General features: G+C 67.4%; 19 protein-coding genes and 1 pseudogene. 10 read left to right on the forward strand and 10 right to left on the reverse strand.

Annotation, left to right across the window (positions count from 1 at the left end; all coding sequences use genetic code 11):
* The first annotated feature begins 31 nt into the window (after window positions 1-31).
* The 5 genes from sufC to AC07O0_RS06725 all read left to right on the forward strand — a co-directional run bounded on the left by sufC (window position 32) and on the right by AC07O0_RS06725 (window position 3998).
* A complete protein-coding gene (gene sufC, locus AC07O0_RS06705; protein WP_493685147.1) occupies window positions 32-784 on the forward strand; it encodes a Fe-S cluster assembly ATPase SufC in 753 nt (250 codons plus the stop codon).
* Entirely contained in the window at window positions 784-2133 is a 1350-nt protein-coding gene (sufD, locus tag AC07O0_RS06710) for a Fe-S cluster assembly protein SufD (RefSeq protein WP_494621232.1), read from the forward strand. Before sufC ends, sufD begins: the two co-directional genes overlap by 1 nt.
* Complete coding sequence (locus AC07O0_RS06715; RefSeq protein WP_454027670.1) at window positions 2133-2342, forward strand: tautomerase family protein; 210 nt, start codon at window positions 2133-2135, stop codon at window positions 2340-2342. Before sufD ends, AC07O0_RS06715 begins: the two co-directional genes overlap by 1 nt.
* 1 nt (window position 2343) lies before the next feature.
* Window positions 2344-3582 (forward strand): cysteine desulfurase, encoded by a 1239-nt coding sequence (locus AC07O0_RS06720; protein ID WP_494621234.1) that lies wholly within the window; start codon window positions 2344-2346, stop codon window positions 3580-3582.
* A 77-nt stretch (window positions 3583-3659) separates the two neighbouring features.
* Entirely contained in the window at window positions 3660-3998 is a 339-nt protein-coding gene (locus AC07O0_RS06725; RefSeq protein WP_494622361.1) for an SUF system Fe-S cluster assembly protein, read from the forward strand.
* 71 nt (window positions 3999-4069) lie between these two features.
* Here AC07O0_RS06725 and AC07O0_RS06730 read toward each other — a convergent pair whose 3' ends face one another.
* The 4 genes from AC07O0_RS06730 to AC07O0_RS06745 all read right to left on the reverse strand — a co-directional run bounded on the left by AC07O0_RS06730 (window position 4070) and on the right by AC07O0_RS06745 (window position 9913).
* Window positions 4070-6277 (reverse strand): caspase family protein, encoded by a 2208-nt coding sequence (locus AC07O0_RS06730; protein ID WP_494621236.1) that lies wholly within the window; start codon window positions 6275-6277, stop codon window positions 4070-4072.
* A 179-nt stretch (window positions 6278-6456) separates the two neighbouring features.
* Window positions 6457-8208, reverse strand: coding sequence for an SUMF1/EgtB/PvdO family nonheme iron enzyme (locus AC07O0_RS06735; RefSeq protein WP_494621238.1), 1752 nt, complete (start codon window positions 8206-8208; stop codon window positions 6457-6459).
* A 59-nt stretch (window positions 8209-8267) separates the two neighbouring features.
* On the reverse strand, window positions 8268-8723 hold the full coding sequence (locus AC07O0_RS06740) for a DUF4399 domain-containing protein (protein WP_494621240.1): 456 nt from the start codon (window positions 8721-8723) through the stop codon (window positions 8268-8270).
* Window positions 8720-9913, reverse strand: coding sequence for a DUF4399 domain-containing protein (locus AC07O0_RS06745; RefSeq protein WP_494621242.1), 1194 nt, complete (start codon window positions 9911-9913; stop codon window positions 8720-8722). The genes AC07O0_RS06740 and AC07O0_RS06745 overlap by 4 nt, the downstream gene beginning before the upstream one ends.
* 204 nt (window positions 9914-10117) lie before the next feature.
* Between AC07O0_RS06745 and AC07O0_RS06750 the strand changes: the two genes are divergently transcribed.
* The 5 genes and pseudogenes from AC07O0_RS06750 to AC07O0_RS06770 all read left to right on the forward strand — a co-directional run bounded on the left by AC07O0_RS06750 (window position 10118) and on the right by AC07O0_RS06770 (window position 16530).
* On the forward strand, window positions 10118-11632 hold the full coding sequence (locus AC07O0_RS06750) for a caspase family protein (protein WP_494621244.1): 1515 nt from the start codon (window positions 10118-10120) through the stop codon (window positions 11630-11632).
* Between the two features lie 71 nt (window positions 11633-11703).
* On the forward strand, window positions 11704-12885 hold the full coding sequence (locus AC07O0_RS06755) for an OmpA family protein (protein ID WP_494621246.1): 1182 nt from the start codon (window positions 11704-11706) through the stop codon (window positions 12883-12885).
* A 50-nt stretch (window positions 12886-12935) separates the two neighbouring features.
* On the forward strand, window positions 12936-14486 hold the full coding sequence (locus AC07O0_RS06760) for a methyltransferase regulatory domain-containing protein (protein WP_494621248.1): 1551 nt from the start codon (window positions 12936-12938) through the stop codon (window positions 14484-14486).
* Window positions 14487-15435: 949 nt separating this feature from the next.
* Window positions 15436-16137, forward strand: a pseudogene (locus AC07O0_RS06765) (transglycosylase SLT domain-containing protein); the annotation flags it as partial.
* 114 nt (window positions 16138-16251) lie between these two features.
* A complete protein-coding gene (locus AC07O0_RS06770) occupies window positions 16252-16530 on the forward strand; it encodes a hypothetical protein (RefSeq protein WP_494621250.1) in 279 nt (92 codons plus the stop codon).
* Window positions 16531-16589: 59 nt separating this feature from the next.
* Here the strand turns inward: AC07O0_RS06770 and AC07O0_RS06775 are convergent, their stop codons facing one another.
* From AC07O0_RS06775 to tssK, 6 genes are read right to left on the reverse strand one after another with little or no spacing between them, the layout of a single operon-like run.
* Window positions 16590-18503: a serine/threonine-protein kinase gene (locus tag AC07O0_RS06775; RefSeq protein WP_494621252.1), complete on the reverse strand. Its 1914-nt coding sequence runs from the start codon at window positions 18501-18503 to the stop codon at window positions 16590-16592.
* On the reverse strand, window positions 18500-19297 hold the full coding sequence (locus tag AC07O0_RS06780; RefSeq protein WP_494621254.1) for a PP2C family protein-serine/threonine phosphatase: 798 nt from the start codon (window positions 19295-19297) through the stop codon (window positions 18500-18502). Before AC07O0_RS06780 ends, AC07O0_RS06775 begins: the two co-directional genes overlap by 4 nt.
* Entirely contained in the window at window positions 19294-19998 is a 705-nt protein-coding gene (gene tagF / locus AC07O0_RS06785) for a type VI secretion system-associated protein TagF (protein WP_494621256.1), read from the reverse strand. The genes AC07O0_RS06780 and tagF overlap by 4 nt, the downstream gene beginning before the upstream one ends.
* 2 nt (window positions 19999-20000) lie before the next feature.
* Window positions 20001-23657: a type VI secretion system membrane subunit TssM gene (gene tssM / locus AC07O0_RS06790; RefSeq protein WP_494621258.1), complete on the reverse strand. Its 3657-nt coding sequence runs from the start codon at window positions 23655-23657 to the stop codon at window positions 20001-20003.
* A 31-nt stretch (window positions 23658-23688) separates the two neighbouring features.
* Window positions 23689-25206: a type IVB secretion system protein IcmH/DotU gene (gene icmH, locus AC07O0_RS06795; protein ID WP_494621260.1), complete on the reverse strand. Its 1518-nt coding sequence runs from the start codon at window positions 25204-25206 to the stop codon at window positions 23689-23691.
* Window positions 25203-26540, reverse strand: a complete 1338-nt coding sequence (gene tssK / locus AC07O0_RS06800) for a type VI secretion system baseplate subunit TssK (protein WP_494621262.1) — start codon at window positions 26538-26540, stop codon at window positions 25203-25205. The genes icmH and tssK overlap by 4 nt, the downstream gene beginning before the upstream one ends.
* Window positions 26541-26629 lie beyond the last annotated feature (89 nt).

The following is a 26629-nucleotide window of genomic DNA, read 5'->3' on the forward strand; positions in this document are numbered from 1 at the left end:
CTTCGCCCGCCACGGAATGGAACTCTAGCCGATGCTCGAAATTCGCAATCTCACCGTCAAGATCGCCGACGAGGACAAGCAGATCCTCAACGGTCTCAACCTCACCGTGAACGCCGGCGAGGTCGCCGCGATCATGGGGCCGAACGGCTCCGGCAAGTCGACGCTGTCCTATGTCATCGCCGGCAAGGAGGACTATGAGGTCCTCGACGGCGAGATCCTGCTCAATGGCGAGAACCTCTTGGAGATGGAGGCCGACGCACGCGCCGCCGCCGGCATCTTCCTCGCTTTCCAGTATCCGCTGGAGATCCCGGGCGTCGCCACCATGACCTTCCTCAAGGCGGCGATGAACGCGCAGCGCAAGGCGCGCGGCGAGGCCGAACTGCTGACGCCCGACTTCATCAGGCAGGTCAACGGCGCCGCCGACAAGCTCGGCATCGACCGCGAGATGCTGCGCCGGCCGCTCAATGTCGGCTTCTCCGGCGGCGAGAAAAAGCGCATGGAGATCTTGCAGATGGCGCTGCTGTCGCCGTCGATGTGCATCCTCGACGAGACCGATTCCGGCCTCGACATCGACGCGCTGCGCATCGTCGCCGAGGGCGTCAACGCGCTCCGCGCCCAGAACCGCGGCTTCCTGGTCATCACCCACTATCAGCGCTTGCTCGACCATATCGTGCCCGACACGGTCCACGTGATGTCGAAGGGCAAGATTGTCAGGACGGGCGGCAAGGAGCTGGCGCTCGAGCTCGAGAAGAGCGGCTATGCCTCCTATGGCGAGGCCGCGTAATGGCGATCATCACTCCGCTCAAGACCGCGGCCGAGCAGCAGCTCGCCGAGCAGTTCGCCAGCATCAAGGCCGAGCTGCCGGGCGCCGGCGCGATGCGCAAGCTGCGCGAGGATGCCTTCGCCGGCTTCGAGGCTAAGGGCCTGCCGCATCGCCGGCTCGAATCCTGGCGCTACACCGACCTGCGCAATCTGGTGCGCGAGGCGATGCCGCTGGTGCGCCGCCCGACGCGGCCGCAGGCGATCGCCGATCGGCTGGCGCTGCAGACGATCGCCGGCCGGCGCTTCGTCACCATCGACGGCGTGTTCAGCGCCGATGATTCCGATCTCATGGGCTTGCCCGACGGCATCACGGCGCGCAGCCTCGCCGAGGCGCTGACCGAGAGCCCGGACGAGATCGCCGCGGCCTTCGCGGTGCCGGAGGTGGGGCGCGACGACAGCGCGCTGATGCTGAACGCTGCCTTTGCTCAGGACGGCGTCGTGATCGAGATCGCTGATGGCACGGAATTCGACCAGCCGATCGTGCTGCTGGCGCTCGGCACCGGTGCGAGCGAAGCCTCGATCGTCTCGCGCTCGCTGGTCAAGATCGGCGCCGGCGCCAAGGTCACCGTTGTCGAATTGCAGGAGGGCGTCGGCCTGGCGCCGGTGCAGATCAACCACGCGACCTCCTTCGTCATCGGCGAGGGCGCCGAGGTCGAGCATGTGCGCATGGTGACGCGCCAGCGCGCCGAGAGCGTGCAGGTGCAGTCGCTGCTGGTCGAGCTCGGTGGCCATGCGACCTTCGATTCCGTCGCGGTGGCGGTGAATTGCGGTGTGCTGCGGCAGCAGAGCTTCCTGCGCTATGGCGGCGAGCACAGCCGCGCTGGCCTGCGCGGCATCAACCTGCTGCGCAAGCAGGAGCATTCCGACGTCACGCTGGTGATGGACCATGCAGCGGCTCATGGCGAGAGCCGCGAGCTGTTCAAGTCCATCATCGAGGGCGAGGGCACCGGCGTCTTTCAGGGCAAGGTCATCGTCCGCCCGCATTCGCAGAAGGTCGATGGCAGCATGAAGAGCCATGCGCTGCTGCTGAACGATGGCGCGACCATGTTCAACAAGCCGGAACTGGAGATCTTCGCTGACGACGTCGTCTGCGGCCATGGCGCCACTGTGGCGCAGATCGACAGCGACCAGCTCTTCTATCTGATGGCGCGCGGGCTGCCGCGGCCGCAGGCCGAGGCGCTGGTGCTCGCAGCCTTTGTCGGCGAGGTCTCTGACATGGTCAGCGACGAGGGCGTGCGCGAGATCGTCGCCCGCGAGATCGACTGCTGGCTCGGCCAGCGCGAAGGCGCACCCAAGCTCGGAGCCGCCTGATGCCCTACGTCAACCTGCAGATCACCAAGGGCGCGACGCGCGCGCAGAAGGCCGAGATCGTCAAGGAGTTCACGCAGACGCTCGTCCGCGTGCTCGGCAAGAACCCGCAGAGCACCCATATCGTGATCCAGGAGATCGAGCGCGAGGATTGGGGGCATGCCGGCACGCTCGTCGCCGACCGGCCCGCCGAGCCTGCCGGAAAGGCCTGAGATGAACGCGATCGCGAAGCCCTACGACGTCGAGACGATCCGCAAGGACTTCGCGATCCTCTCGCGCGAGGTCTACGGCAAGCCTCTGGTCTATCTCGACAATGCCGCCTCGGCGCAGAAGCCCGAAGCGGTGATCGAGGCGATGACGCGGCTGATGCGCGAGGACTACGCCAATGTTCATCGCGGCCTGCACTATCTCGCCAATGCCTCGACCGAGGCCTATGAGGCGGCGCGCGAGAGCGCCCGCCGCTTCCTCAACGCCGCCCATATCGAGGAGGTGCTGTTCACCCGCTCCTCGACCGGGGCGCTGAACACGGTCGCGTCCTCACTCGGGCAGTGCCTCCAGATCCAGGAGGGTGACGAGATCATCCTCTCGATCCTGGAGCACCATTCCAACATCGTGCCCTGGCACTACTGGCGCGAGCGCCACGGCGCCGTGATCAAATGGGCGCCGGTCGACGAGGACGGCAACTTCCTCATCGAGGAATTCGAGAAGCTGATCACGCCGCGCACCAAGGTGGTGTCGCTGACCCACATGTCGAACGCGATCGGCACCATCGTCCCGATCGCCGAGGTCGCGAAGATCTGCCAGGCCTATCGCATCCCGCTGGTCGTCGACGGCTCGCAGGGCGCGGTGCACCTGCCGGTCGACGTGCAGGCGCTCGGCTGTGATTTCTATGCCTTCACCGGCCACAAGACCTATGGGCCGACCGGCTCGGGCATCCTCTGGGGCAAGCGCGAATGGCTGGAGAAGCTGCCGCCTTATGAAGGTGGCGGCGAGATGATCGCGACCGTCAGCGAGGATGCGATCGTCTATAACGATCCACCGCACCGCTTCGAGGCCGGCACGCCGGCGATCGTCGAGGCGGTCGGCCTCGGCGCTGCGCTCGACTACATGATGGCGCTCGGGCGCGAGAACATCGCCGCGCACGAAGCCAGGCTCAACGCCTATGCGATGGAGCGGCTCGGGCAGATGAACTCGATCCGCATCTTCGGCAAGGCGAAGGAGAAGGGCGCGATCATCGCTTTCGAGCTCGCCGGCGCGCATGCCCATGACGTCGCGACGGTGATCGACCGGGCCGGCGTCGCGGTCCGGGCCGGCACGCATTGCGCCATGCCGCTGCTCGCCCGCTATGGCGTGACCTCGACCTGCCGTGCGTCCTTCGGCCTCTACAATACGCTGGAGGAAGTCGATATATTGGTCGAAGCCCTGCGCAAGGCGGAAGAGCTGTTCTCCTGACACCCCACCTCGCGCCGAACGGAAGTTTTGCGATGACCGACACCGTTGCCGAAGACCTCAAGCCGAACGCGCCGACCATGGGCGCGAGCTCCGGCCTGCCGCCGGAGGAGATCGACCGGCTGACCGACGACATCGTCGCGGCGCTGAAGACCGTCTACGATCCCGAGATTCCGTCGGACATCTACGAGCTCGGCCTGATCTACCGCGTCGACATCGCCGATGACCGGCAGGTGACGATCGACATGACCTTGACGGCACCGGGCTGCCCGGTCGCCGGCGAGATGCCGGGCTGGGTCGAGAACGCGGTCGGCGCCGTGCCGGGCATCTCGGGTGTGACGGTCAACATGACCTTCGATCCGCCCTGGGATCAGTCGCGCATGTCGGACGAGGCCAGGGTCGCGCTCGACATGTGGTGAATTCGGCCGACAATCGCCGAAACTGAAAAGGCCGCTGCCGAGGCAGCGGCCTTTTTCGTGGTTGCCGTCGGTCAGAAGCCGAAGTTGAAGCCGGCCTTGACGATGTCGCCGGCGGTGCGGATCCTCATCGCCGCGTACTGTTCCGGTGCCAGTCCGGTATAGTCTTGCAGCAGCAGGCGCTTCTGGCCGAGCTCGTAGTGGGTATAGTCGAGCCGGATCGTCATGCCTGGCGCGATCGCGTACTCGATGCCGCCTCCCACCGCCCAGCCGCCGATGAGACCCGAGCGCGAGCCGCTGGCGGCCGAGGTGGTCTGCAGATTGTCGGGCGTGATCGAGCCCTTCTGCTCGACGAGGCCGTAGGCATAGCCGCCGCTGCCGTAGATCAGGAAATCGCCGAGCACGACGCCGGCGCGCATTCGCACCGTGCCGAGCATCGAGAGCTCGTTGCTGGCACGAGTGGTGAATTGTGTGCCCGGATTGGCGGAGGTGCTCTGGCTGCCGCCCAGCCGGGTCGCGGAGAGGTCGGCTTCGGCGCCGATCACGACCATGCCCATCTGGTAGTTGAAGCCGAACTGGGCGCCGCCGACGGCGCCGGCTCCATCGGGCGTCAGACTACGCGGGACTGCCGAGGGGGTGATCGCCCAGGGCGCGAGCGTTGGCGTCCCGGCCGTGGTGGTGGCCGTGGTATTGGTCGAGGTGGCCGTGGTCGCGTTCGTCGTCGTGGTCGTCGTTGTGACCGTGGTCGAGTCCAGATTCACGGTCGTCACCGTTGTTGCGGTCGTGGTCGCGGTGGTGGTTGTGCTCGTCGTGTTGGTCGTCGTGGTCGTCGGTGTCACCGTCGGGGTGCCAGAGGGGCCGTCGACGGTTGTGCGGCCGCTCTGCTGGCCACCACCGAGCGAGCCGCCGACATAGAAGCCCGTCCAGCGCGGCTGGCTGGGCAGGATGGCTGGCAGGGGCGGCGCGTAGATCGGCGGCGGGGGCGGAGCGGCCTGCGGCTGCCTTGGCGGCGCGCTTGGGCGGCCGGGGGAGCGCGGGGTGTAGTCGGCGTGGCGGACCCGTGGCTGAAGCGCCGGACAGACCGGACAGGCCTGCGCGACCTGGACACGGTTGCGGCTCGGCGCGCTCGCAGCCAGGCGCAGCGCCTCGTTCACATGCAGCGAGCCGGGATAGAGGCGGGCGAAGAGCTTGAAGGATTCGGCATCTCCGGCGAGCACCGTCTCGGCCCAGGCAGTCTCCTCGGTCCGCTGGGACAGGATGCGGTGCAGCCTGAATGCGCTCTGGTCGTCCGGGTTGATGTCGAGGGCGCTGCGATAGATGTCGCGACGATCCCAGGCGATGGCGGTGCGATAGGCGTCCGCAGGCGACATCGCGCGCAGCGCTGCCAGGGAGGGGCGGGTGGCGAGCGGGACGGCACCGGCAATCGCGGGCTGCGCCGGAGCGGCTCCGGCGGGGCGCGGGAAGAAGCTGACATCGGTGATCAGCGAAGAGGTGTCCCAGGGAATCTGGATGCCGCTGGTGGTGTCGTAGACGGAGAGGCGGATGCGGCGAAAGACCTGCTCGATCGGCAGGCCGGGCTCGCGCGCTTCGCGCAGGAAGGCGGTGGTGAACGGGCTGTTCGGGCCTGTGCCATCAGCGGCGGTCGAGCCGGGCGAGGTCGCAAAGGCGACGAAGGTGCCGCTGTTGGAATCGATACGGGCGAGGCCTGCCTCGTTGCGGATGCCCTCGTTCGCTCCATCGACCATCTGCAATGCCAGTCCGCGCGACAGTTCGCGTGCGGCGAAGGGATTGTTGCGGCAGGCATCGAGGATCGCGATCTTCGATCTGGCGCCGGCGGCGTCGAGCTTGCGCAGGATCTCCGAGAGCGAGAGCGACTGGTTCGGGATGTTTGCCGAGGTTTCCGGGCGGACATCCGTCGGCAGGATGTAGTTGGCGCCGTCGAGCTGCACGGCGTGACCGGCATAGTAGACGAGGGCGGTCGCCCCGACGCCGCCCTGCTTCACCTTGTCAACGAAGACGTCGAGCGCGCTGCGCAGTCCGGCGAGCGAGAGATCGGTCGCGGCCGTGACGTCGAAGCCCGCCTCCTGAAGCATGGTCCGCGTTGCATTGGCGTCGTTGAGGGCATTCGGCAGCTTGGCGATATTCTGATAGGCGCCGTTGCCCATGACGAAGGCGAAGCGCCGTTGCTGGGCCATTGTCGGCGAGGCGCTGGAGATGAGCGTTCCTGCGATGGCGGCGAGTGCCAGCAGGGCATAGGTCAGTAGCCGCAGGACAGTCCGCATGGCGCCTCCCCGGCGGCGCGGTCTGGAACCGAGCCGCAGCCGATTCGTCTCGTACCCGTAGCGAATCGAAGTTTAGCCGCGCCCGGCCGGGAGGCGAACAGGATTGTGCCGCCGAGGAGACACAGATGCGCAGCTATGCGCTTTGCCACGCCGCCAACTGCGGGGAGGGCAGGCAGGGCTCAGGGTTCGCGGGCGACGCGGAAGCCGTTGGTGTAGAAGCGCACATCGCTCTCGTATTTGAAGCGCGCGGCGGAGCGCAGATAGCGTGGGTCGTTGTTGAACGAGCCGCCGCGCAGGACGCGCTCGCGGCAGCCGGCAGGCGCATAGGCGCTGCCGTCGCGGGGAGCGGCGCGATAGTTCTCGCTCCAGCAATCGGCGACCCATTCGGCGGCGTTACCGGCCATGTCACGCAGGCCGAAACGATTCGGCGGGAACTGCCCGACCTCGCTGGCCTGACGCAGCGGCTGCGCGTTGCAGCCGACGCAATTGGCCATCTCCTTGTCGGCCGAGCCGCCCCAGGGATAGGCCGTCGTCGTGCCGGCACGGGCGGCATATTCCCATTCGGCCTCGGTCGGCAGGCGGTACTTGCCCCCGGTTTTGTAGGACAGCCAGACGACATAGGCGTTGGCGTCGTTCCAGTGGATGTCGGTGACCGGGCGCCTGCCGCGGCCTAGATTGCGGTCTCCCGGACGGTGGCTGCAGCCGCCCTCTGCGACACAGGCATCCCATTGCGCGAAGGTGACCTCGTCCGTGCCGAGATAGAACGGCCTGGCGATGCTGACGGCGTGGACCGGCTTTTCGAACTCGAACATCTCGTTCGAGCCCATCTCGAAGCTGCCGGCCGGGATCAGGGTCAGCTCCGGGCAATCGTCGCAATCGCGTACGGTCCTGGCGGGCGAGCCGGCCGCAGGAGCTGGTGCCGGTGCCGGTGGCTGCGTCGCCGCAGGCTGCGTGCGGCTGCGGTAGAACTGCTCGCGGGTCCGGGCCAGTCCGGCGAAACGGCCTTTCGGATAGGCCTCGAGATAGGCGCGATACTCGTCGGGATTCTGGCTCTTGCTGATCGTTTCCCAGAAGGAGAGCTCATAAGGGCCGAGCTGGTCGGATTGCGGGCCAGGGGGCGGCGGCGCGTTGATGATGCCTCGGTTGGTATTGAGGGCGGTCGCGACCGGTCGGCTGGTCGGCGTGACGACGAGCCCGGCCGGAGGCAGCGACGAGATCCAGACCTGCTGAGCTTTCCTGGTCGTCCGACCCACGGCATCGCGCGTGCGGGTCAGCGCCGTCGCCATATCGAGACCGGGCGTGCGGATCGCCTTCAGCCATTCCTCGATCGCCGGGTTCGCGCGGCCGGGGGTCTCGGTGGCCGTCCGCCCTGGCGCGACCGGCGCCATGACCGCGATGGCTTCGAGCGGCTCGATCGGAGCGAGGCCCTTGCCGGCGCCGAGCCCGGCCTGCCAGGGATTGTCGCGCGCCGCATCGAGCACGAGCAGCGCACTCGCGGGCCGGCTGACGATCAGCGCGTCGATGAGCTGGTCGAGATCGATCGCCTCGCGCACGACTTCGACCGGGCCGCGCGGCGCGGCATCGACCGGGACGAGGAAGTTGCGGCCGCGCGACTGCACCACGTGCCCGGCATAGAAGACGACGATCTGGGCGCCGCGTACGAGCTTGCCGCGAAAGGTCGCGATTGCCCGCTCAAGCGCAGGACGGTCGGCGTTCTCGATGCTGACGAGGTCGAACTCGCCCTGGCGCAGCACATCGGCGACGGCGCGGGCATCGGCCGCGGCGTTGGCCAGGGGAGACGTGCGGTAGGCGGCGTTGCCGACCACCAGGGCAAGGCGCGGCGGCTGGCCGTCGCTGCTCTGGGCAAGGGCCGGGGCGAGCGGCGAGAGGATGGCAAACGTGGCGACGGCGAGGCAACGATACCAGGACATGGCGTTCATCCTTCGCTGCGGCGCTCGGCCTCGCGATGCGGCGGGGCCCCACCCATGCTTCATCTGACGTAGACTGTGATCTTCTGAGACAGAACCGGCGGCCTGTGCGGCGTATGCGTGTGATCGCCGAGCAGCAGCTGCAGCGTATGCGTTCCCTTCGGCAAGGTGACGATCACCTCAGTCTGGCCGTTGCCGAGATGGATATGGTTGTAATCCGCCGGGATCGGCTGGTCCGGTGGACCGGGATCGGTGTCGATCAGCAGGTGATGGTGACCGGTGCCGGGCTTGTCGACGCCGGCCGGGGCGACGCCCATCTCCTTCAGCCCGATCCGCACGGTGAAGCGCTCGGGCACGCGCAGGCCGTCGAGCGGATAGTGGAAATAGACCAGGGCGTTGCGCGGCGAGGGCTGGCGCTGAACGCCCTGCGCCATCAATTGGGAGTGGGTCAAGGCCAGTGCGGTAAACGATGCGACCCCGACCAGGACGGAGACGAGGCGGCGCAGCGCAACGATCATCGGCGTGCCCTCCGCTTCGCGGGTGCGCCGACATAGATGGTGATGCGCTCTGACATGATCGGCGGATCGTGCGGGACGTGCTGGTCGTCGCCGAGGATGAGCTGCAGCGTATGCTCGCCTGGCGGGAGCGTGATCTTGCGCTCGGTCTGGCCGTTGCCGAAGTGGATGTGGTTGAGGTCGGCCGGGATCGCCGCGTCGAGCGGTGGGGTCGGCACATCGATCAGCAGGTGATGGTGGCCGGTGTTGGGCCGCGCCACGCCGGCCGGCGCGACGCCCATGTTGCGCAGGCCGAAGCGGATGGTCGAGGTCGCGAAGATCCGCGTGCCGTCGCGCGGATAGATGAAGTAGACCGCGGCGTCGTTGGGAGCCGGAGTTCGGCCCGAGGCGGCGCGGGCGGGCGGAGTGACGGGCGCTGCCGGGCTCGTCACCGAAGCCGCCTGTACCCGCACCCTGATCTTCTGCGACATCACCGGCGGGTCGTGCGGGACGTGCTCGTGATCGGCGAAGAGGAGCTGGAGCGTGTGCTCGCCGGGCGGCAAGGTGAGCTCGGCCTCGGTCTGGCCGCGGCCAAAATGCAGATGGTTGAAATCGCTCGGGATCTCGCGATCGAGCGGCGGCAATTCGGTATCGACCAGGAGATGGTGGTGGCCGGCATTGTCCTGCTTCGTGCCGGCAGGGGCGATCACGATGTTCTCCTGGCCGAAGCGGACCACCGAGCGTGGCGGGATCACGGCGCCATCCTGCAGGCCGACAAAGAAGACCCTGGCATTGGGCGCTGCTGCCGTGCGCGGCTTTTCCTCCGGTGCGGCCATGACGTCGACGGTGATCTTCTCCGACAGCACCGGCGGATCGTGCGGCACGTGATCCTGATCGGCGAAGAGCAGTTGCAGCGTGTGGCGACCCGGCGAAAGCAGGATTTCGGCTTCGGTCTGGCCTCCGCCGAAATGCAGATGGTTGAAATCGCTCGGGATCGGCTGCCCCAGAGGCGGCAGCTCGGTGTCGATCAGCAGATGATGATGGCCGGCATTCCGCCGCGCCGTGCCGGCCGGTACCACCTCCATGCCGCTGACGGCGAAGCGGATCATCGTCTTGCTGGCGATGCGGGCGTTGTTCTGAAGGTCGACGAAGGAGAGTTTCGCGCCGGCGGGGGCGGGGCTGCGCGCGCGAACGCGCTCCTGCCCGAAGCCCACGGATACTGATGCGGCGAAAACAGCCGTAACCCCGACAATGAGCTGAAGTCGAAGCCTCCGCATCGGCGCTCTTCCTCGCGGCGCGTAACCGCCGTAAAGTTAGCAGTGGGCCCGGAGGGGAGCAAGCAAAGCGCCTGTCACGACAGGCGGATAAATCTGGATTTTCAGGGTCACTTTCTTTAGGGTGACGTAGGGAATGGTGCCATGACTGCAGCCGTCAGAGTTTGCGCACTGATTGCTCTTCTTGCCCAGCTCGTCGCCATGCCGGCGCTGGGGCAGACCCAGGAGCGTCGCGTCGCCCTGGTGATCGGCAATTCCACCTATAAGAACGCACCCGTCCTGCCCAACACGCCCAATGATGCGCGCGACACGGCCGAAGCGTTGCGCAAGGTCGGCTTCGAGGTGGTCGACGGCGTCGATCTCGACAAGCGCGGCATGGATGCCGCGGTCTCCCGCTTCGCCCGTCTGGCGCAGGAAGCCGACGCGGTGATGTTCTACTATGCCGGCCACGGCTTCCAGTTCAACGGCGAGAACTTCCTCGTGCCGGTCGAAGCCAAGATCGATGACGAGGTCTCGGTCCAGTACGAGACGGTCAAGCTGAGCGAAGTCACGACCGCGCTGGGCTTCGCCAAGGGCGTGAAGATCATGGTGCTCGACGCTTGCCGCAACAATCCCTTCCTCGCCCAATTGTCGAAGAAGTCCACGACGCGCAGCATGTCGGTCGGCGCCGGCCTCGCGCCGATCGTGAAGGCGCAGGGCATGGTGACCGCCTATGCGACGCAGGCCAACGATGTCGCCGCCGACGGCGCCGGCCGCAACAGCCCGTTCACCGCGGCGCTGGTCCAGGAGATCAAGCAGCCCGGCCTCGAAATCGCGACCATGTTCCGCCGCGTCCAGAAGGCGGTCTACGACTCCACCGGAGGCAAGCAGACGCCGGAGCTCTCGCTCTCGCTGCTCGGCGACTTCTACCTCAACCGCGAGGAGACCGACGCCGACATCTGGAAGCGCCTGCGCGGCAGCGACAACGCAGCCGAGATCAAGGCCTTCATCCAGCGCTTCCCGACCAGCTTCTTCGCCGTCGACGCCAAGACCAGGCTCGACCTGATCGAGCGTCGGAGCCTCGAGCCGGGTGAGCGCGAGAAGCTGGAGCAGGAATTCGCCGCGCGCGAGAAGGCGCTGCTGGACCGTGTTCAGCAGGCCGAGAAGGATCGTGCCAAGGCGGCGACCGATCTCGCCGGCCGCGATGCCGGCAAGACCGATGCCGAGCGCGCCGTGCCAAAGCCCGGTGATGCAGCGACGCCGAAGGCCGCCGATCCGAGCGAGCGCGATCGCCTCGCCAAGGAGCTCGCCAAGAAGGAGCAGGAGCTCGCCGCGCTCGAGGCCGAGAAGGCCAAGCTCTCACAGGAGCGTCAGGACCGCGAGAAAGCAGTGGCGACGCGGATGAACTCCGGCGGCGTGACCGAACTGCCGAATCCGCAAAAGCCGCTGCTGCCGACGGCGCCGGGCACGCGCCCGCAGAGGCAGGAGCCGCGCGAGGTTCAGCAGCCGCGCGTCGTGCTCGACCGCAAGTCGACCGGCATCCTGACCGGCGGCGTCGAGGGAACCCCGGAGCCGCGCAGCGGCCGGCGCCGGCCGGGCGGCGGCACCTCCGACTGCACCGACGCGCTGATGCGGGCCCAGCTCGGCGATGGCGGCGGCACGCTGAAGAACTGCCGCTGACGGTTCGCCGGATCAGGTTTTCCGCTGCCGAGGGCGAGCTCGCTCCGGAGGGGATGCAACAGGGGGCTTCGATGCGTCGTTCTCCGCTCATCCGTTTTGCGCTGTTGGGATTGCTGGTGGCGCCGGCTGCAGCCCTGGCGCAGGCGCCGCCGGCTGCCCCGGTCCCGACGCCCATCCCGTTTCCGGAAGCGCTGCAGCGCGCCGCCAACGATCTGTTCGCCAAGGCGCAGGTAGAAGGAGAGCGCGTCGAACTGGTGATCGACCCGCTGATCGACGGGGTCTCCGGCGCGCAATCGACCTCGACGCGCTCGATGCAGCAGAGCCTGATCGAGCTGGTCGGCAAGTCCTATCCGCGTTTCCAGGTGCAACCTTTCACGACCGAGGCGCTGGCGCGCAATCCGGTCGTGCTGATCGGCACCTTCACGGCGGTCAACAATGCCGGGGCGGCGAATGGCTCGCGCGACGCCTATCGAATTTGCCTGGCGCTGGCCGACCTCAAGGCCAAGCGCATCGTCTCCAAGGGCGTCGCCCGGGCCAAGCCCGATGGCGTCGATGTCACGCCCACGACCTATTACCGCGACTCGCCGATGTGGACGAAGGATCCGGTGACCGAGGCCTATATCAAGACCTGCCAAGGCACGAAGCTCGGCGACCCGATCGATCCGCTCTATGCCGATCGCCTCAATGTCGCGGCGCTGATCAATGACGGCATCCTCGAATACGAGGCGAGGCACTATCGCGAGGCGCTGGCCTTCTACCGGACCGCGCGCACTCTGCCCGGCGGCGACCAGCACCGCGTCCGCATCGGCGCCTATCTCGCGAGCAGCAAGCTCGGGCGCAAGGATGATGCGGTCGAGGCGTTCGGCGACCTCGTCGACAGTGGCCTCTCCGCCAACCAGCTGATGGTCAAGCTGCTGTTTCAGCCGGGCTCGACCCAGTTCATCGCCAATCCACAGGTCACCGAACCCTATCCGATGTGGCTGAGCCAGATCGCGACACGTGCCAAGCAGAAGGGCGCCTGCCTCGAGATCGTCGGCCACACCTCGCGTACCGGCCTGCCGCAGGTGAATGAGCGGCTCTCGGTGCTGCGGGCGCAGTATGTGATGGAACTGCTGCAGGCCGGAGCGCCGGATAGCCGCAACCGCATGATCGCGACCGGGCGCGGCTTTAACGAGAACCTGATCGGGACCGGCAAGGACGACGGCAGCGACGCGCTCGACCGCCGGGTCGAGTTCAGGGTGATCGGCTGCTGACCGCATAGCTGAATACGTAACGATACGAATTGGATAGCCGAGATTCTTCGATGAACGACATGGCGACGAACCCTTACGACGCAGTCGCCTATCCCGGGCACGCCTTCTCCCAGACGCATCCGGCGCATCTGGCCACGATCGCCCATGTTCACGGCATGAAACCGGCCCCGACCGCGACGATGCGGGTGCTGGAGCTCGGTTGCGGCAGCGGCGGGAACCTGATCCCGATGGCGCTGCAATGCCCGGGCGCCGAGCTCGTCGGCATCGACCTGAGCGGACGGGCGATCGCACGCGCCAAGTCGGAGGCGGCGGAGCTCGGCCTGGCCAATCTCAGCTTCCACCATCTCGACATCATGGCGATGTCGGCGGCGCTCGGCCGCTTCGACTACATCCTCGTGCATGGGGTCTATTCCTGGGTGCCGCAGCCAGTGCGCGACCGGATCCTGGCGCTCTTCGGCGAGCTCTTGGCGCCGCAAGGCATTGCCTACGTCAGCTACAACGCCTTGCCGGGCTGCCGGATGCGTGATCTCGCCCGCGACGTCATGCTGTTCGAGACACGCGATATCGACGACCCCGTCGAGAAGGTCAGGGCGGCCAGAGCCGCGATCAAGCGCTTCGCCGAGGCAACCGATGCCGAGTCCTTTTACGGGGCGGCCCTGCGCGAGCGCATGAAGCAGATCGAGGATATTCCGGATAATGTCCTCTATCACGACGATCTCAATCCGGGCGCACGCGCTTTCGCCCTGCACGAAGTGCTCGCCGCGGCGGAGCCCCATGGTCTGCAGTTCCTCGCCGAGGCCTCCTTCCCGAACAATTTCGGCGGCGCACGTGGTCCGGCGCAACAGGTGCTGAATGAAATCCCGAAGTCGGAGCCGATCCGGCAAGAACAGTCGCTCGACCTGCTGATCGGTCGCTGCTTCCGCCAGACATTGCTCTGTCGCGCCGATGTCTCCCTGCATCGGGGCCTCTCCGGTTTCAGCTTCGCCCCTTATCATCTGGCTGCCAATGTCCAGGAGGAGGACAAGAGGGATGAGAAGCGGCCGGAAGCGGCGAGCTTTCTGTTCGCGGACGGCGTCCGTCTCGCCGTCGACTTGCCGGCCGCCAAGGCCATGTTGCGGGCACTTGGCAAGGCCTGGCCCGGCAATATCCATTACGAGGAACTGGTCGCCCTGGCGCTGCGAGAGGCCAAAGACAGCCTCGAATTCGACCGCCAGCGTGAGATCGAGCGCCTCAGCGAGGCGCTGACTGCGATCTACCGGGCCGGCCTGATCGAGCTTCGTCTGGAGCCACACGGGTTGGCGACACGGGTCAGCGAGCGGCCGGTCGCGAGCGCGCTGGCACGGCGCCAGGCTCTGACCAGCCATGAGGTGACGGATCTGCGTCATCGTGCCGTGGTGCTCGACGGGGTGGTGGTGCGCAAATTCGTCAGCCTCCTCGACGGCACACGGACGCCAGAAATGCTGCTCGACGAGATCAATGCGTTCCTGAGCGAGGCGCATGCGTCTGGCGGCGGCGACGCGACACTGCCGAGGATGGCGACGGCGGAAGAGGTCGAGACCCACCTGCGCGACGTGGCGCGGCTCGGATTGCTGGTGGGCTGAGCTTGCGGCGATCGGGCCGGCTGCGTACTGCGGAGCGCGGCAGCAGCGGTAGCGAAGGATGAGTCAGCGCTTCAAGCAATTTCAGGCCGCATTCCAGGAGGATGCCTGCCTCGAAACCATCATGCGGGCGCAGCGGGGCGGCACGACGCTGGCCTGTTCGGCCTGCGGCAAGACTGCGGCCTTCGCGCCGCGGGTGAAGCTGCGCGCCTATGCCTGCCCCCATTGCAACTTCCTGGTCTCGCCCTGCCAGGGCACGCCGCTGGAGAGCCGGCGCATCTCGCTGCAGCTCTGGTTCTTCGCGCTCAAGGCATTGACCGAGCAGGGCGCGCGCAGCGCGGCCACGACGCTGGAGCGCGAGGCGGACGTCCCGGCCCAGCAGGCGCGCCGGATGATCGCCGAACTGCAGGAGACCGCCAGCAAGGACGGCAAGCCGCCGGACTGGCTGGTGCTGGCGCAAAAGGCGGTGGCCGGCGGCGCCAGCGCCACCAGTGTCGCTGCGGGCATGCCATTCGCGGTTGCGGATGGCGGCTCGCGGCTGCGGCTCGTCTCCCTGATTGGCGGCGGCGCGCTCGTGCTGGCGATCGCCGGCGGTGTCGCCGTTGCGACGCTCAAGCCCGGTTCCACCGAGGTGACCGGCGGTTTCGAGCCGATGGAGAGCGTCGAGGCGCCGTCCCTGAAGGCGCCGACCCGGCCGTCGCTGATCCTGTCTTCGGTCGAGGGCGACCTCGAAGCGGCGCGGCAGGCGACGCAGTTCGCGCTGAACGCCGACCCGTCGCTCGCGGCGATCAGGGAGCAGATGACACCGGATACGCCCAATCAGCCGGCTATGCCGATTCCTGTGCTCCCACCCTCGAACATCATCCTGGTGCCCCCCACGGTATCGGGCAGGCCGGGCGTTCCGGCGCCGTCGCCGCGCAGCCAGCTGCCGCAGGCGCCGATCAACTATAACGGCGATCCCAACCAGGTCCTGACCTTCGGGCCGATCAAGATCCGCCGGCATCTGGTCGAGATGATCGTCAGGGCGGGGCGTATCGTCGGCGCCGACCCGACCCTGCTGATGGCGGTCGCGGACAAGGAATCCTCGTTCTCGACCGCCGTGCAGGCGAAGACCTCTTCGGCGACGGGACTCTACCAGTTCATCGAGCAGACCTGGCTCGGCGTGATCTTCGAGTTCGGCCGCAAGCACGGTCTCCATGCCGAAGCGGCGCTGATCGGCCGCAACGGCCGGCAGTTCGTCATCGCCGACGCCAATGAGCGCCAGCGCATCCTCGATCTTCGGCGCGAGCCCTATCTCTCGGCGCTATTGGCGGCTGAGATGCTGAAGCGCGACACGCTCAGGCTCGAGAAGGCGATGGGACGCCACCTCACCGGCGGCGAGATCTATCTGATCCATTTCCTCGGGCCGGATGCGGCGCAGACCTTCATCGAGACGATGGAAGAGACGCCCGGCGCCAGCGCCGCCGCACTGCTGCCGCGGCCGGCGGAAGCCAACCGGCCGATCTTCTATGCCCAGTCCGGCGGCGAGACCAAGACGCTCTCGGTCTCCGAGGTGCACAAGAAGTTCGACGAAATGATCAAGGTCAGGCTCGACCGCTACAAGGTCGTGCGCGGCGGGCCGGCGCCTGCGCCTGCGCGACAGCAGCAGAAGTAGGCGTCGAAGGCGAATACCCGCCAGGTCAGGCCAAAGCGAGCGTGGGCGCAGCGAATTTGCCGTGGAGGCGGGGCTGGCCCATGATCAAGCAATCGCAGGGGCGAGGAGACGACGATGGCCAAGAACCGGTTCGAGCAAGTCGATGAGCCGCAGCCTGATGCCATCACGCTGAGCCTCGGCCAGCGCGACGGCAAGACATTCTCCCGCATTGCCTGTCCGGCGGAGCTGGCTGCCGGCCATCTCACCAATGACTTCGTCAGCGACGAACTCGATCCGATCGAGGGCTTTCGTTCAGCCATCCGCCTCGCCAACGAGATCAAGGCGCCGATCGTGGTCGAGGACGCCGAAGGGCTCTGGCAGGAAGAGTGGGGCGAGCTCTACCGCGAGGCGTGACGGCCCGCGCCATTCTCGGGTCTGCGCTTCGCTTCGCCCGGAAATGACGGGATCGGCAGTCACTCGATCCGGAAATACTTGATGCCGATGCCGACCTTGCCGCCGGAGCGGGCGATATCCTGGCGCAGGCCAGGAAAGATGTCGCCGGCCGGGGCCGGGTACGGGCCTGAGAGCGTTGGCAGCGGCGCGGGGCTCACCAGAGCGAGCACGGTCTGCGGCCTGACCGGGGCGCCGGAGGCGGCGGTCGATTCCAGTTTCAGGCTGAAGCTCGTCTTGTTGCCCTCGCGGCGGGTGTAGTTCGCGAGGCCGTGGACCTGCCCGTCATCCCCGATGAGCAGGATGTCGAGATGTTGGCGCGGGTCGCTTTCGACCGAGCCGGAGAGTATATCGCCGCTGCGCATGGTGAAGGCGCCGATCTGCATCGCCGGGCTGCGGTCGATGCCGCGGCCGAGCTGGCGCAGGAAGTCGACCATCGGGCATTGCGCCGTGGTGACCGTACGCAGGCTGATCTGCGCCTCGTAGCCCTGCGCCTTCTTGAAGGCGGCGTCGAAGCTGACGAAGGGCTCGGCCGTGCTGCCAAAGCCTTCGACCGCGGCGCGCTTGTCGGCGATCGTCGTCGGCCACAGGAAGAAGCAGGCGCCGCCTTCATAATCCGCGATATAGCGCGCGGTCCGTTCTGCGGCAGTGCGCGGCTCGGCTTCAGGCCTGGCTGGCGGCGTCCCCGGTTCAGGCAAGGAGGGGGGCTGCCCACCGGGTTGGGTCGTCGGCTTAGGCTGTGGCTCGGGAGCAGGGGCGGGGGGCGGAGTAGGAAGGGGCCTCGGCAGAGTAGCGGGCCCGGCCGGCGGCTGCGGAGGCGGTGAGGGCTCCTCCTGGATAGTCGGCTTCGGCACAGGAACCGGTTCCGGTGGGTTAAGCTGTGGTGGCACAGTGCCCGGCCCCGGCGCGGGCGGCGGCACGTTGTCCTCTTTCAGCGACGGAGGCTGGCTGTTCGGCGACAGCTGTGGCTGGCCGCTTCGCCCGAGCATCTGCCAGCCGAGAATGCCGCCACCGGCCGCCAGCACCGCGACCGCAGCGACGCCGGCAATCAGCCCCATGGGAAGCGCGCGGCTGCTCGAACCGGCATTGCTCCTGGCTTGCCATGCCGCGACCTCTGCCATGTCGGCAGGACGGTCCTTCGGATCGGGGGCGAGCATCCGTGCGAGCAACGGCCGGATGCGCTTGTCTATGCTGGCGAGGTCCGGGACGCGGCGGCGCTTTTCCAGGATCTGCATCTGCGTGCCGCCCATGTCGAGCGGGCGGCCGCCGAGCGCCTCGGCAAGCACGAGGCCGAGGCTGTAGATGTCGGATTTGCCGGTGACCTCGGCGCCATAGAGGCCGAGCTGCTCCGGTGAGACGTAGTTGTACTTGCCGGCAAAGCCGGATCCGATGACCGTCTTTTCGGCCAGCTTCGACTTGGCGATGCCGAAATCGATGATCTTGGCGCGGGTGACCTGGCCGCCCGGCAGGATGATATTGTCAGGCGAGACGTCGCGATGGGTGATGCCGAGCAGATGGGCGGCATGCAGCCCCGACGCGATGCGCCGGCGCAGCAGGTCGACCTCTTCGATGGGGAGCGGGCCCTGCTTCAGCCGGTCGGAGAGCGACTGGCCGTCGACGAACTCCATGGCGAGATAGGTCGCCTGCGTCGCCGGGTCGACGGTGAAGACGTAATAGCGGACGATCGCCTCGTTGTAGAGGTTGTGCAGCGCTGCCGCCTCGTTGCGGAACAAGGTGATGACATTGGCGTCCTGCGCCATGTCGGAGCGGACGATCTTGATGGCGACGGCGTCCCCGGTCTGGATGGCGCGGCCCTGATAGACCTCGCCCATGCCGCCGGTCGCGATCAGGCGCTCGATCTCGTAGATGCCGTTCAGCCGCACGCCGGGCGCCAGGCCCGTGCGCGGCATGAAGACGGTGCGGTCGGGGTCGCTCATGGCCCATCGCTCCTGCGCTGGCGCATGTTCGGCACCCAACGCGTCTTCTCGGCTCCGCCGTCGTGATGATAGCGCACCACGATCACGGTGACATTGTCGCTGGCGCCGCGCTCAAGCGTCAGCGCCAACAGGGCGTCGCAGGCGGCCTGGGGATCGCCGGAAACGGCAGCGCGCAGGATCTCCTCGTCGCGGACATGATCGGTGAGCCCGTCCGAGCAGAGCACGAAGACGTCGCCGCCTTCGAGTTCGCCATGGTCGATCTCGAGCTCGGGCCGGTCGTGCACGCCGATGGCGCGGGTGATCACGTGCCGCCGCGGCCAGGTCCGGGCTTCCTCGACCGTCAGCAGACCGCGCTCGATCATGTCCTGCGCCTCGGTGTGATCGCGCGAGACCTGGGTGATCTGCCCGCCGCGGACGAGATAGATCCGGCTGTCGCCGCACCAGACACAGGCGAAGTGGTGGCCATGGGAGAGCAGTACAGCGAGCGTCGCGCCCATGGTGGCGCCGTCATGCTCCTGGATCTTGCGGCGCAGTTCCGCATTGGCCGCAATCACACCGCGTTCGAGCCGATCCAGCAATTCGGCGGCGGAGGCAGCCGGACCGATGGTGGAGAGCTTCGCCGCTACGGTCGCGCTCGCCATGGCGCCGTTCTGGTGTCCTCCCATGCCGTCGGCCACGGCCCAGAGGCCGTGCTCGGGCCTGACCACCAGATTGTCCTCGTTATGGCTGCGCACGCGCCCGGCATGGCTGACCGCGCCCGTCTCGAAACCAGAGCCGGTGCGGTGCTCGTTCATGCGGCCGACCCTGCGCCGAGGAAGGCATCGAAGCGTCCGGTCAGGAGCCCGGTGTACAGATAGGGGCTCGGCAGGCCCTGGCCGACGAGGGCGAGAGGCTCGAAATCATCGCCGCCGATGGTCCAGAGATAGCTGGCATGAGCATAGGAACGAGTGTGATCCTCGACGCGCAGTGCCGAGAGCCGTGCCGGGAAGGTGGCGGAATCGAGCGCGCTGACGATCGTGCCGTCGGAGAGCCGCACCATGTCCGCCGGCGGGGCCGCCTTGAGGTCGTCGTTCGGCAAGGCGAGCCCGCCGAGCGCATGTGCGACCGCCTCAAAGCTCGCTTCCGGCTCGAGCGAGCGCAGGAGGAAGTCCTCGGCCTGCGCGAACCAGGCGTCCTGCGGATCGAGTTCGGGCGGCGGGATCGCCGCGCCCGGGCCGGCGAGGGCGAAGACCGTCAGCGGGAAATAGCGGCCGATGCCATCGACAGAGGGCATGAAGGCTCCGGCCACCGTCGTGCCGCAGAAGGCGCTGCCGAACCAGAAGCGCCAGATCGGCGCGTTGAGGAAGGCGTCCTGCCAGCCGGCGCCGAGCTCGACCCGGCTGGCGGTGAGTCCGCCCTGGAGCCAGCGCTCATAGGCCGAGAGAAAGGCCGTCGGCGCATTGAGGGCGATGAAGTCCCGCTTGCCCGGCAGCTTCCCGAACAACCCACAGCCCATGCTTAAATCCCCGCCGGACAACGGATTTCACGCAGTGCCGGCAGCACCAGCGGGTTCTTCAGCGAGCCGACGCCGAACTGGTAGCCGACCTGGCGACCGCTGGCGGCGAGCGTGAAGACGACATTGTCGCCCTGGCGCAGCACCGAGCCGGCATCGAGCAGGCGGAAGAACGACCAGACGCCCGTGCGGTCGAACATCTTAACCTCGGTCGGCGCCGCTGGCGTTGGACTGTTGGAGAAGAAGCCGCCGCCGAAGATGCCGCCGGCATTGTTGCTGGTGCTACCGCCGAGCGTCAGCGTGATCGAGGTCTTGGGGAGGCCACCGCCCGGCCACATCACCTGCATCGGTGTGTTGACGCCCTGCTGGCTCGCCACCGTGACGCCGTTGATCTCGAGCTTGGCGCCCGAGGCGTCGGAGGACAGGGTGGTCGGCGCCACCACCATCTGGAAATTCGGCAGGTTGCCGCCGGTCGGGAAGAAGGCCTCGCGGATGTCGTTGGCGCGCTGGAACTCACGCAATGTGGTCGGCGAGAGGGCGCGGGCGACACGGCTGTCCTGGCGCCAGCTCCAGTTCTGGCCGGATTTGTCGATATAGGGGTCGAGCCGCTCCTTCATGAACTTGTCCATCGTGCCGCCGGGGGCGAGCAGACTGGCGAAGTCGTTGAGGCCGATATCGTTCGTGCTGCCCTTGGCGAAGGGGTAGCGATTGGCGAACAGATTGGAGCACCGGCCGCTGACTTCGCTGGCCAGTGCCTGGCGCAGCAGCGAAACGGTCGCGCCGGTGGCGTCGCCTTCGAAATCATTGACCGCGGCGACGATCATCGCATCGAACGGCGCCGGATAGCGCGAGGAGTTGCCGCGCAGCGAGGCGATCAATGGCACGAGCGCGGCATTGGCGGCGGCGGCCTGCGCCGGCGTGGTCGCAGCGATTGCGAGGTTCTGGTTGATCTCGGCGAAGATCTGCAGTGCCTGATCGACCGGCCGCTTGCCACCATCGCCCTCGACCAGGACATGGAAAGCCTTGAACTGCGCCTCGATATTGGCGCCGAGCGCCTCGCCGCCTCCTCCGCCGGAGAGCACGCGATCGACGCCGGGCGCGCTCAGAGGCAGGCTGGTGCCGAGGCGGCTCAGCGAATAATTGGCGCGCTGCTCCAGGGTCTTGGCGGCATGGTCCGCGACCTGGCCGGCCATCTTCTCGGCAGCTTGCGCTGCCGCCTGCCGTTTCACCGCCCGCTCCTTGGTCAATTGCGTCTCGTCGCGGATCGACTCAAGCAATTGCTTGAAAGGCGAGGTCGGCGCCGCGATCGCCGAGAGCGCGATGTATTTCGGCTTGTCGGCGTTGAGCGGTCGCAGTTTCAGCCGGCGCAGCGCCTTCTGCCAGGACGCCGTGAAGTCGCGGGCATAGAGCTTGAGCAGGTCCTGGAACAGGCTGGCATATTGCGAGGTGATCGCCGCCTGGTCGGCATTGTCGCCGAGGACCCAGCGTTCCTTCTCGATGCGCTCGCCGATATCGCCGAGCCGGTCGACGAAGGCGCTCTGGAAGCCGTCATAGGTGTAGAAATAGGGTACCCGGATCGTATCGAGATCCTCGCCCGAGACACCTTCGAAGACGAGGCGCGCATCCGAGCCGCCGCGGATCGCGGCGACCCAGTCGCGGCTGGCGTTGCGTCCCTGCGTGCGCAGGAGTTCATAGGCGCGCTCGGCGATGCTGAGCCGGCGCAATGTGCGCTGGCTGCTTTCGATCAGCAGCTGGTTGAGCTTGACCACTGGCTGGCTGCCGTCGTCGAGATCGAGCAGCGCGATGAGATGCTCCTCCAGCGCCTCGCGGCCCTTGGCATTGGCGGCGCCGGGGAAGAGGTTCTCGGCCCAGTCCTGGCGCATCCAGGCGAGCACGAGGTCGCGGTCGAGCGGGGCGCGGCCGCCGACCATCAGATAAACCTTCAGCGCCTCGTAGATGAAGCCGGGATTGTTGACGTTGGCCTCGAGCTGCTCCTCGAGCCGGAAGATGATGCGCGAACGCAGCAGCCGCTCCAGCGCCTGATGATAGCTCTCCTGCGTCGCCGATTGCAGGCGTTCGCGCTGGCTGAGGCCGAAAGTGGCGGGCAGCGGCGTCGGCTCGTCCTTGTTGGCATATCCGGCCGGCATGTGGCGCAGCTTGTGCAGCAGCGGCAGGATGCGGCTGAAATTGCGGTCGGAGAGGCTGGTCTCCTGCAGCACCGGCGCGGCGCTCGAACGATAATCGGCGAGGCCGTAATTGGTCTGGTTGATCAGGTCGCTGTTGCGGGCATAGCTCGTCCACCACATGCCGCCGAGCGCCAGCGAGGCCAGCGCGATCGCACTGAAGCCGGCGATACGCAGCAAGGTGGAGCGGCGGGCGGCGCGCAGGTCGGTCGAGACCCAGCCGGATTCGCCGATGATCACCTTCTGGATCAGGTCGGTCAGGAAGAAGCTCTTGCCGCGGCCGGAATAGGAACCGGAATCGGCGTGGGCGCTGCCGAAATTGCGCGAGAGCGCGCCGATCAGCTGGTCGATCGGCGTGCCTTCCTGGGTGCCGGAGGTGAAGTAGAAGCCACGCAGCGTCGCGCTCGACTGGTAGCGCGTCGGCTCGAAGACGCGGCCGAGGAAGTCGATGATGACAGGCTTCAGCGTCGCCATCTGGCTCGGCAGGCCGAAGAGCTTGGCGCGCGAGGTCGGGTTGTGCTCGTCCTGCAGGCGGTCGGAAAGGCGCTCGTTCAGCCGCTCGATCAGCGCGTCGAATTCGGGCGGCACGTCGCCGATCATGTTGCGGGTCTTGTCGATCGTCTGGAAGGTGTGGCCCCAGACCATGCGCCGTTGCGGCTCGGACAGCGCGGCGAAGAACTCGTTGAAGCCGGCGATCAGGTCGGCCTTGGTGAACACCGCATAGACCGGGAAGTCGACCTTGAGCCGCTCGTTGAGCTCGAGCAGGCGGGCGCGGATCGCCTCGGCATGGGCGATGACTTCCTCCTGCGAGGAGGTCAGGAGATCCTCGACACTGATCGCGACGATGACGCCGTTGATCGGCTGGCGCGGGCGGTTGGACTTGAGCAGATCGAGGAAGGCGAGCCAGCTCGTCCGCTCGGCCCTGGTGTCGGTGTCCTGCGTGGTGTAGCGGCCGGCGGTGTCGATCAGTACCGCGTCCTCGGCGAACCACCAGTCGCAATAGCGGGTGCCACCGGCGCCGGCGATCGCGGCCGGAGCCTGGCCGCCGCGGGCGAGGGGGAACTTCAGTCCGGAATTGACGAGTGCCGTGGTCTTGCCGGCGCCGGGCGGGCCGATGATGACATACCAGGGCAGGTCGTAGAGATAATCGCCGCCATCCTTGCCGCGGGTGCGCCGGAGCGTCGCGAGCGCATCGCGCATGGCGGCGGAGAGCGCCGCGCCGTCGCCGGTCTGGGCCTCCTCCTTGGCCATCGCCTCGGAGAGCGCCGCGACGGCCCTGCGCCGCTTGATCACGATCCAGGCGATCCAGCCGAGCCCGCCGAGCATCAGGAGGAGTGCTATCGGCAGCCTGACCCAGATCGATTCGAACGGACGCACCTCGCCAAAGGCGACGAAGGGGCCGCCAAACCAGATCAGCAGCGTCAGCGCGAGAGCGCCGACGAAGATGGCTGCGATCCTGAGCCACGTCGCGAGGTTCATCGTCTACAGGTCTCCTGCATCGCCGTCCGTCCTAGCTGTTGCGCTGGATCAGGATTTCGACGCGTCGATTCTTCGCCTTGCCGGCAGCTGTCGCATTGCTGGCGATCGGCACGTCGGGCCCCTTGCCGTCGGTGCTGATCCGGTTTGGCTGCTTCAGCCTGCTTTTCAGGAGGTCGCCGACTGCCACGGCGCGCGCCTTCGACAATTCGAGGTTGTTGGGGAAGCGGGCGGATCGGATCGGATCGGAGTCCGAATGGCCGACGACCTTGATCGTGCCGCCTTCCTCGTTGAGCACGGTGGAGATGCGCTCGATCAGCGGGCGGAATTCGCTGCGCACCACGGCCTGGCCGGGGTCGAACAGCGCGATGTCCATCAGGCGCACGATGATCAGGTTCGGCGTCACCTCGCAAGTGATCGGCGGCTGCACAGTGCCACAAACCTTGGGCGGCTGCGCCGGCGGCGGCAGGGGCGGCGGCGGGCGAGCTGCGACCTGGCGGATGATCTCGATATCGCCCTTGGGATGGACCGTGAGCAGCGCGCTGGCCGAGGCCTCGGCATTGCCACCGAGCAGGGCGCGGAAGATGAAATAGAGGCCGAGCACCGCGACGGCCGCGACGGCGGCGACCGACCAGACCGGAATCTTGAAGCCGGCGAGCCGGGCAGTCAGCGCCTGGCCCTGCCAGCGCGGCGACAATTCCGGATCGGGCTGCTTCACGCGCCGGAGCGTCTCGAACAGGCTGCGCTGGATCATCTGCAGATTGGCGGCGCCGCCGGCCGAGGTGCGGTGCACGCCCTCGAAGCCGAGCGCCAGGCAGGCATGCATCAGTTCGAGCAGGTCGTAATTGACTGATGGATCCTTCTTGGCGCGCTCCAGCTCCTCGAAGAAGCGCACGCCGCCGATGCGCTCGCCGAAGAAGCGCGAGAGCATGCTGTACTGCGTCCAGACATGGCGGTCCTCGCCGGGGATGTTCTGGACGATGTCGTCGGAGAAGGCGCAGATGATGTACTTGGCTGTGCGCGTCTGCTCGGCGGTGAAGCCTGCGGCGCGTACCTCATGGTCGAAGGCCTCGATCGTCTCGCCGACCTGGCCGATCATCTGGGTCGCCGGAGCGCTGGAGAGATTGGCGCGCAGGCGCCCGAGCAGGAGCAGCAGCGGGCCGGCCGCCTTGAGCAGCGGATTGGTGTTCGGCGTGAGCATCTGCTCGCGCTTGGGCAGGGCCTGCGGCACATAGCCCTGCGGTGGCTGCGGCGCGCTCGGCCGCGGTTGCGGCTGCGACATCCACTCCTCGCCGCCGGGAACGCCGGGCGAGGGAGCTGCCTGGGGGTATTGTGGCGCGCCCGAGGGCGCATAGGGCGAGCCCTGCTGCGGATGGCCGGCAGGCGGCGGGGCATAAGGCGCGTTCGGGGGCGGGTAGGGCTGTCCCTGGGGTGGGTAGCCTGGGCCTGCGTCCGCCGGGCGCGAGGACGGCGGCACGCGCCGTCCGGCCGGGTTCGGCCGGATAAAGGTCCGGTCGGAGCGGCCGAACGGGTCTGAGCCGTCGTTGCTCATCGCCTACCCTCGAGCACGGCCCAGAGCTCCATTTCGAGATCGGGCCAGTCACCGGAGAAATGCATGCCGATCGAGCTCGCCGAGCTGAACTCCGGCCAGAGCGGCGAGGTGCGGTCGAGATAGAAATAGACGTGGTCGGTCAGCGCCCGGATCTGGGGCGGCGGCGTCGGCAGGTGAACGAGATTGATGCCCGGTAGATGGGCATGGACGATCTCGTTCATCTTGGTGTTGGGGCCGATCTTGAACAGATGCGGGAACTGCGACTGGATCTCGGTCAGCGGCCGGCGCGCCGCCACCTCCAGGATCAGCGTCGCGTTGCGCATCAAGGCGCGGTCGCGGATCGTCGACATGAAGGCGTTCTGGGCGCGCTCGACGATTTCGAGCCGGATGGCACGGCGGCCGAGCTGGGCCGAGAGGAAGTCCTGGATGTCGCGCACCACCGGGGTGAAGCAGCCCTCCAGGTCGTCATGGTCATAGGCCGGGTAGTCGCGGGCGCGGCGCTCGGCGGTGGTGAAGGTGGCGAGCTCGCCGGCGATGGCGAGCAGGGTGACGAACAGGCGCTCGGGGTGGACGAAGCGCGAGCCGCGCATGTGCTTCAGCACCGGGATGTGCCGGTTGAGCATCTGCAGGATGAAATAGTCGGCGCTCTGCAGGCCGCCGCCGGCGGTCGGGTCGGCGGCGTAGCGGGCGAGCTCCTCGAGCTTGTTGTCGATCCAGCCGATGACGCGGTCCATCCAGCCGTCGACCACCGGATGGGCCGAGCAGAGCAGCACGGGCGGGGCGAATTTCTCGTCGAACAGGATGGCGCGGTCGCGCACTTCGAGAACGCGCCCGAGCGCCAGCCCGACATAGCCGGGCTTGCCGGTCTTGCGCAGTTCAAGGCCCATGCGCGGATGGGCGATGTCGATCTCCTCCTCGACGCGCAGCGAGGCGGTCGAGTCGATCAGCATCTCGGTCGCGGGAAAGAAGCGGCTGGCCGAGCCGTTCAGGCTGTCCTCGACTTCGCGGGTGTTGGAGGCGGCGAGCGGCAGCGACAGCCAGGCGATCTGGCCGGCGGCGTTCTCCGGCACCTCGATCGCCGGCGGCAAAGGCGAATTGTCCGGCATGGCGAAGGGCGTGCCGTCCGGCATCACGCCGACGGCGCGCCGAAGCCCGATGCGGCTCTGCTGTGCCAGGTCGCGGTCGATCTCGAGCACCGAGAACCCCCACGGATAAGGCGTGACGTGCCGGACGCGATTCTCCAGCAGATTCTCAAGATAGCGATCGTTCTGCTGCAGATGATGCGGCCGCAGGAACAAGCCTTCGGACCAGACGACCTTACTGTACCACGACATCCGGTTCTCGCTATCTCAAGGCCTATCCAGGACAATATACGGCTCGTTCCCGAGCGTCACCATTCGTATGGGGGACGGCAAGATTGCCT

The organism is Allobosea sp. GW821-FHT10B12 (assembly GCF_059415545.1).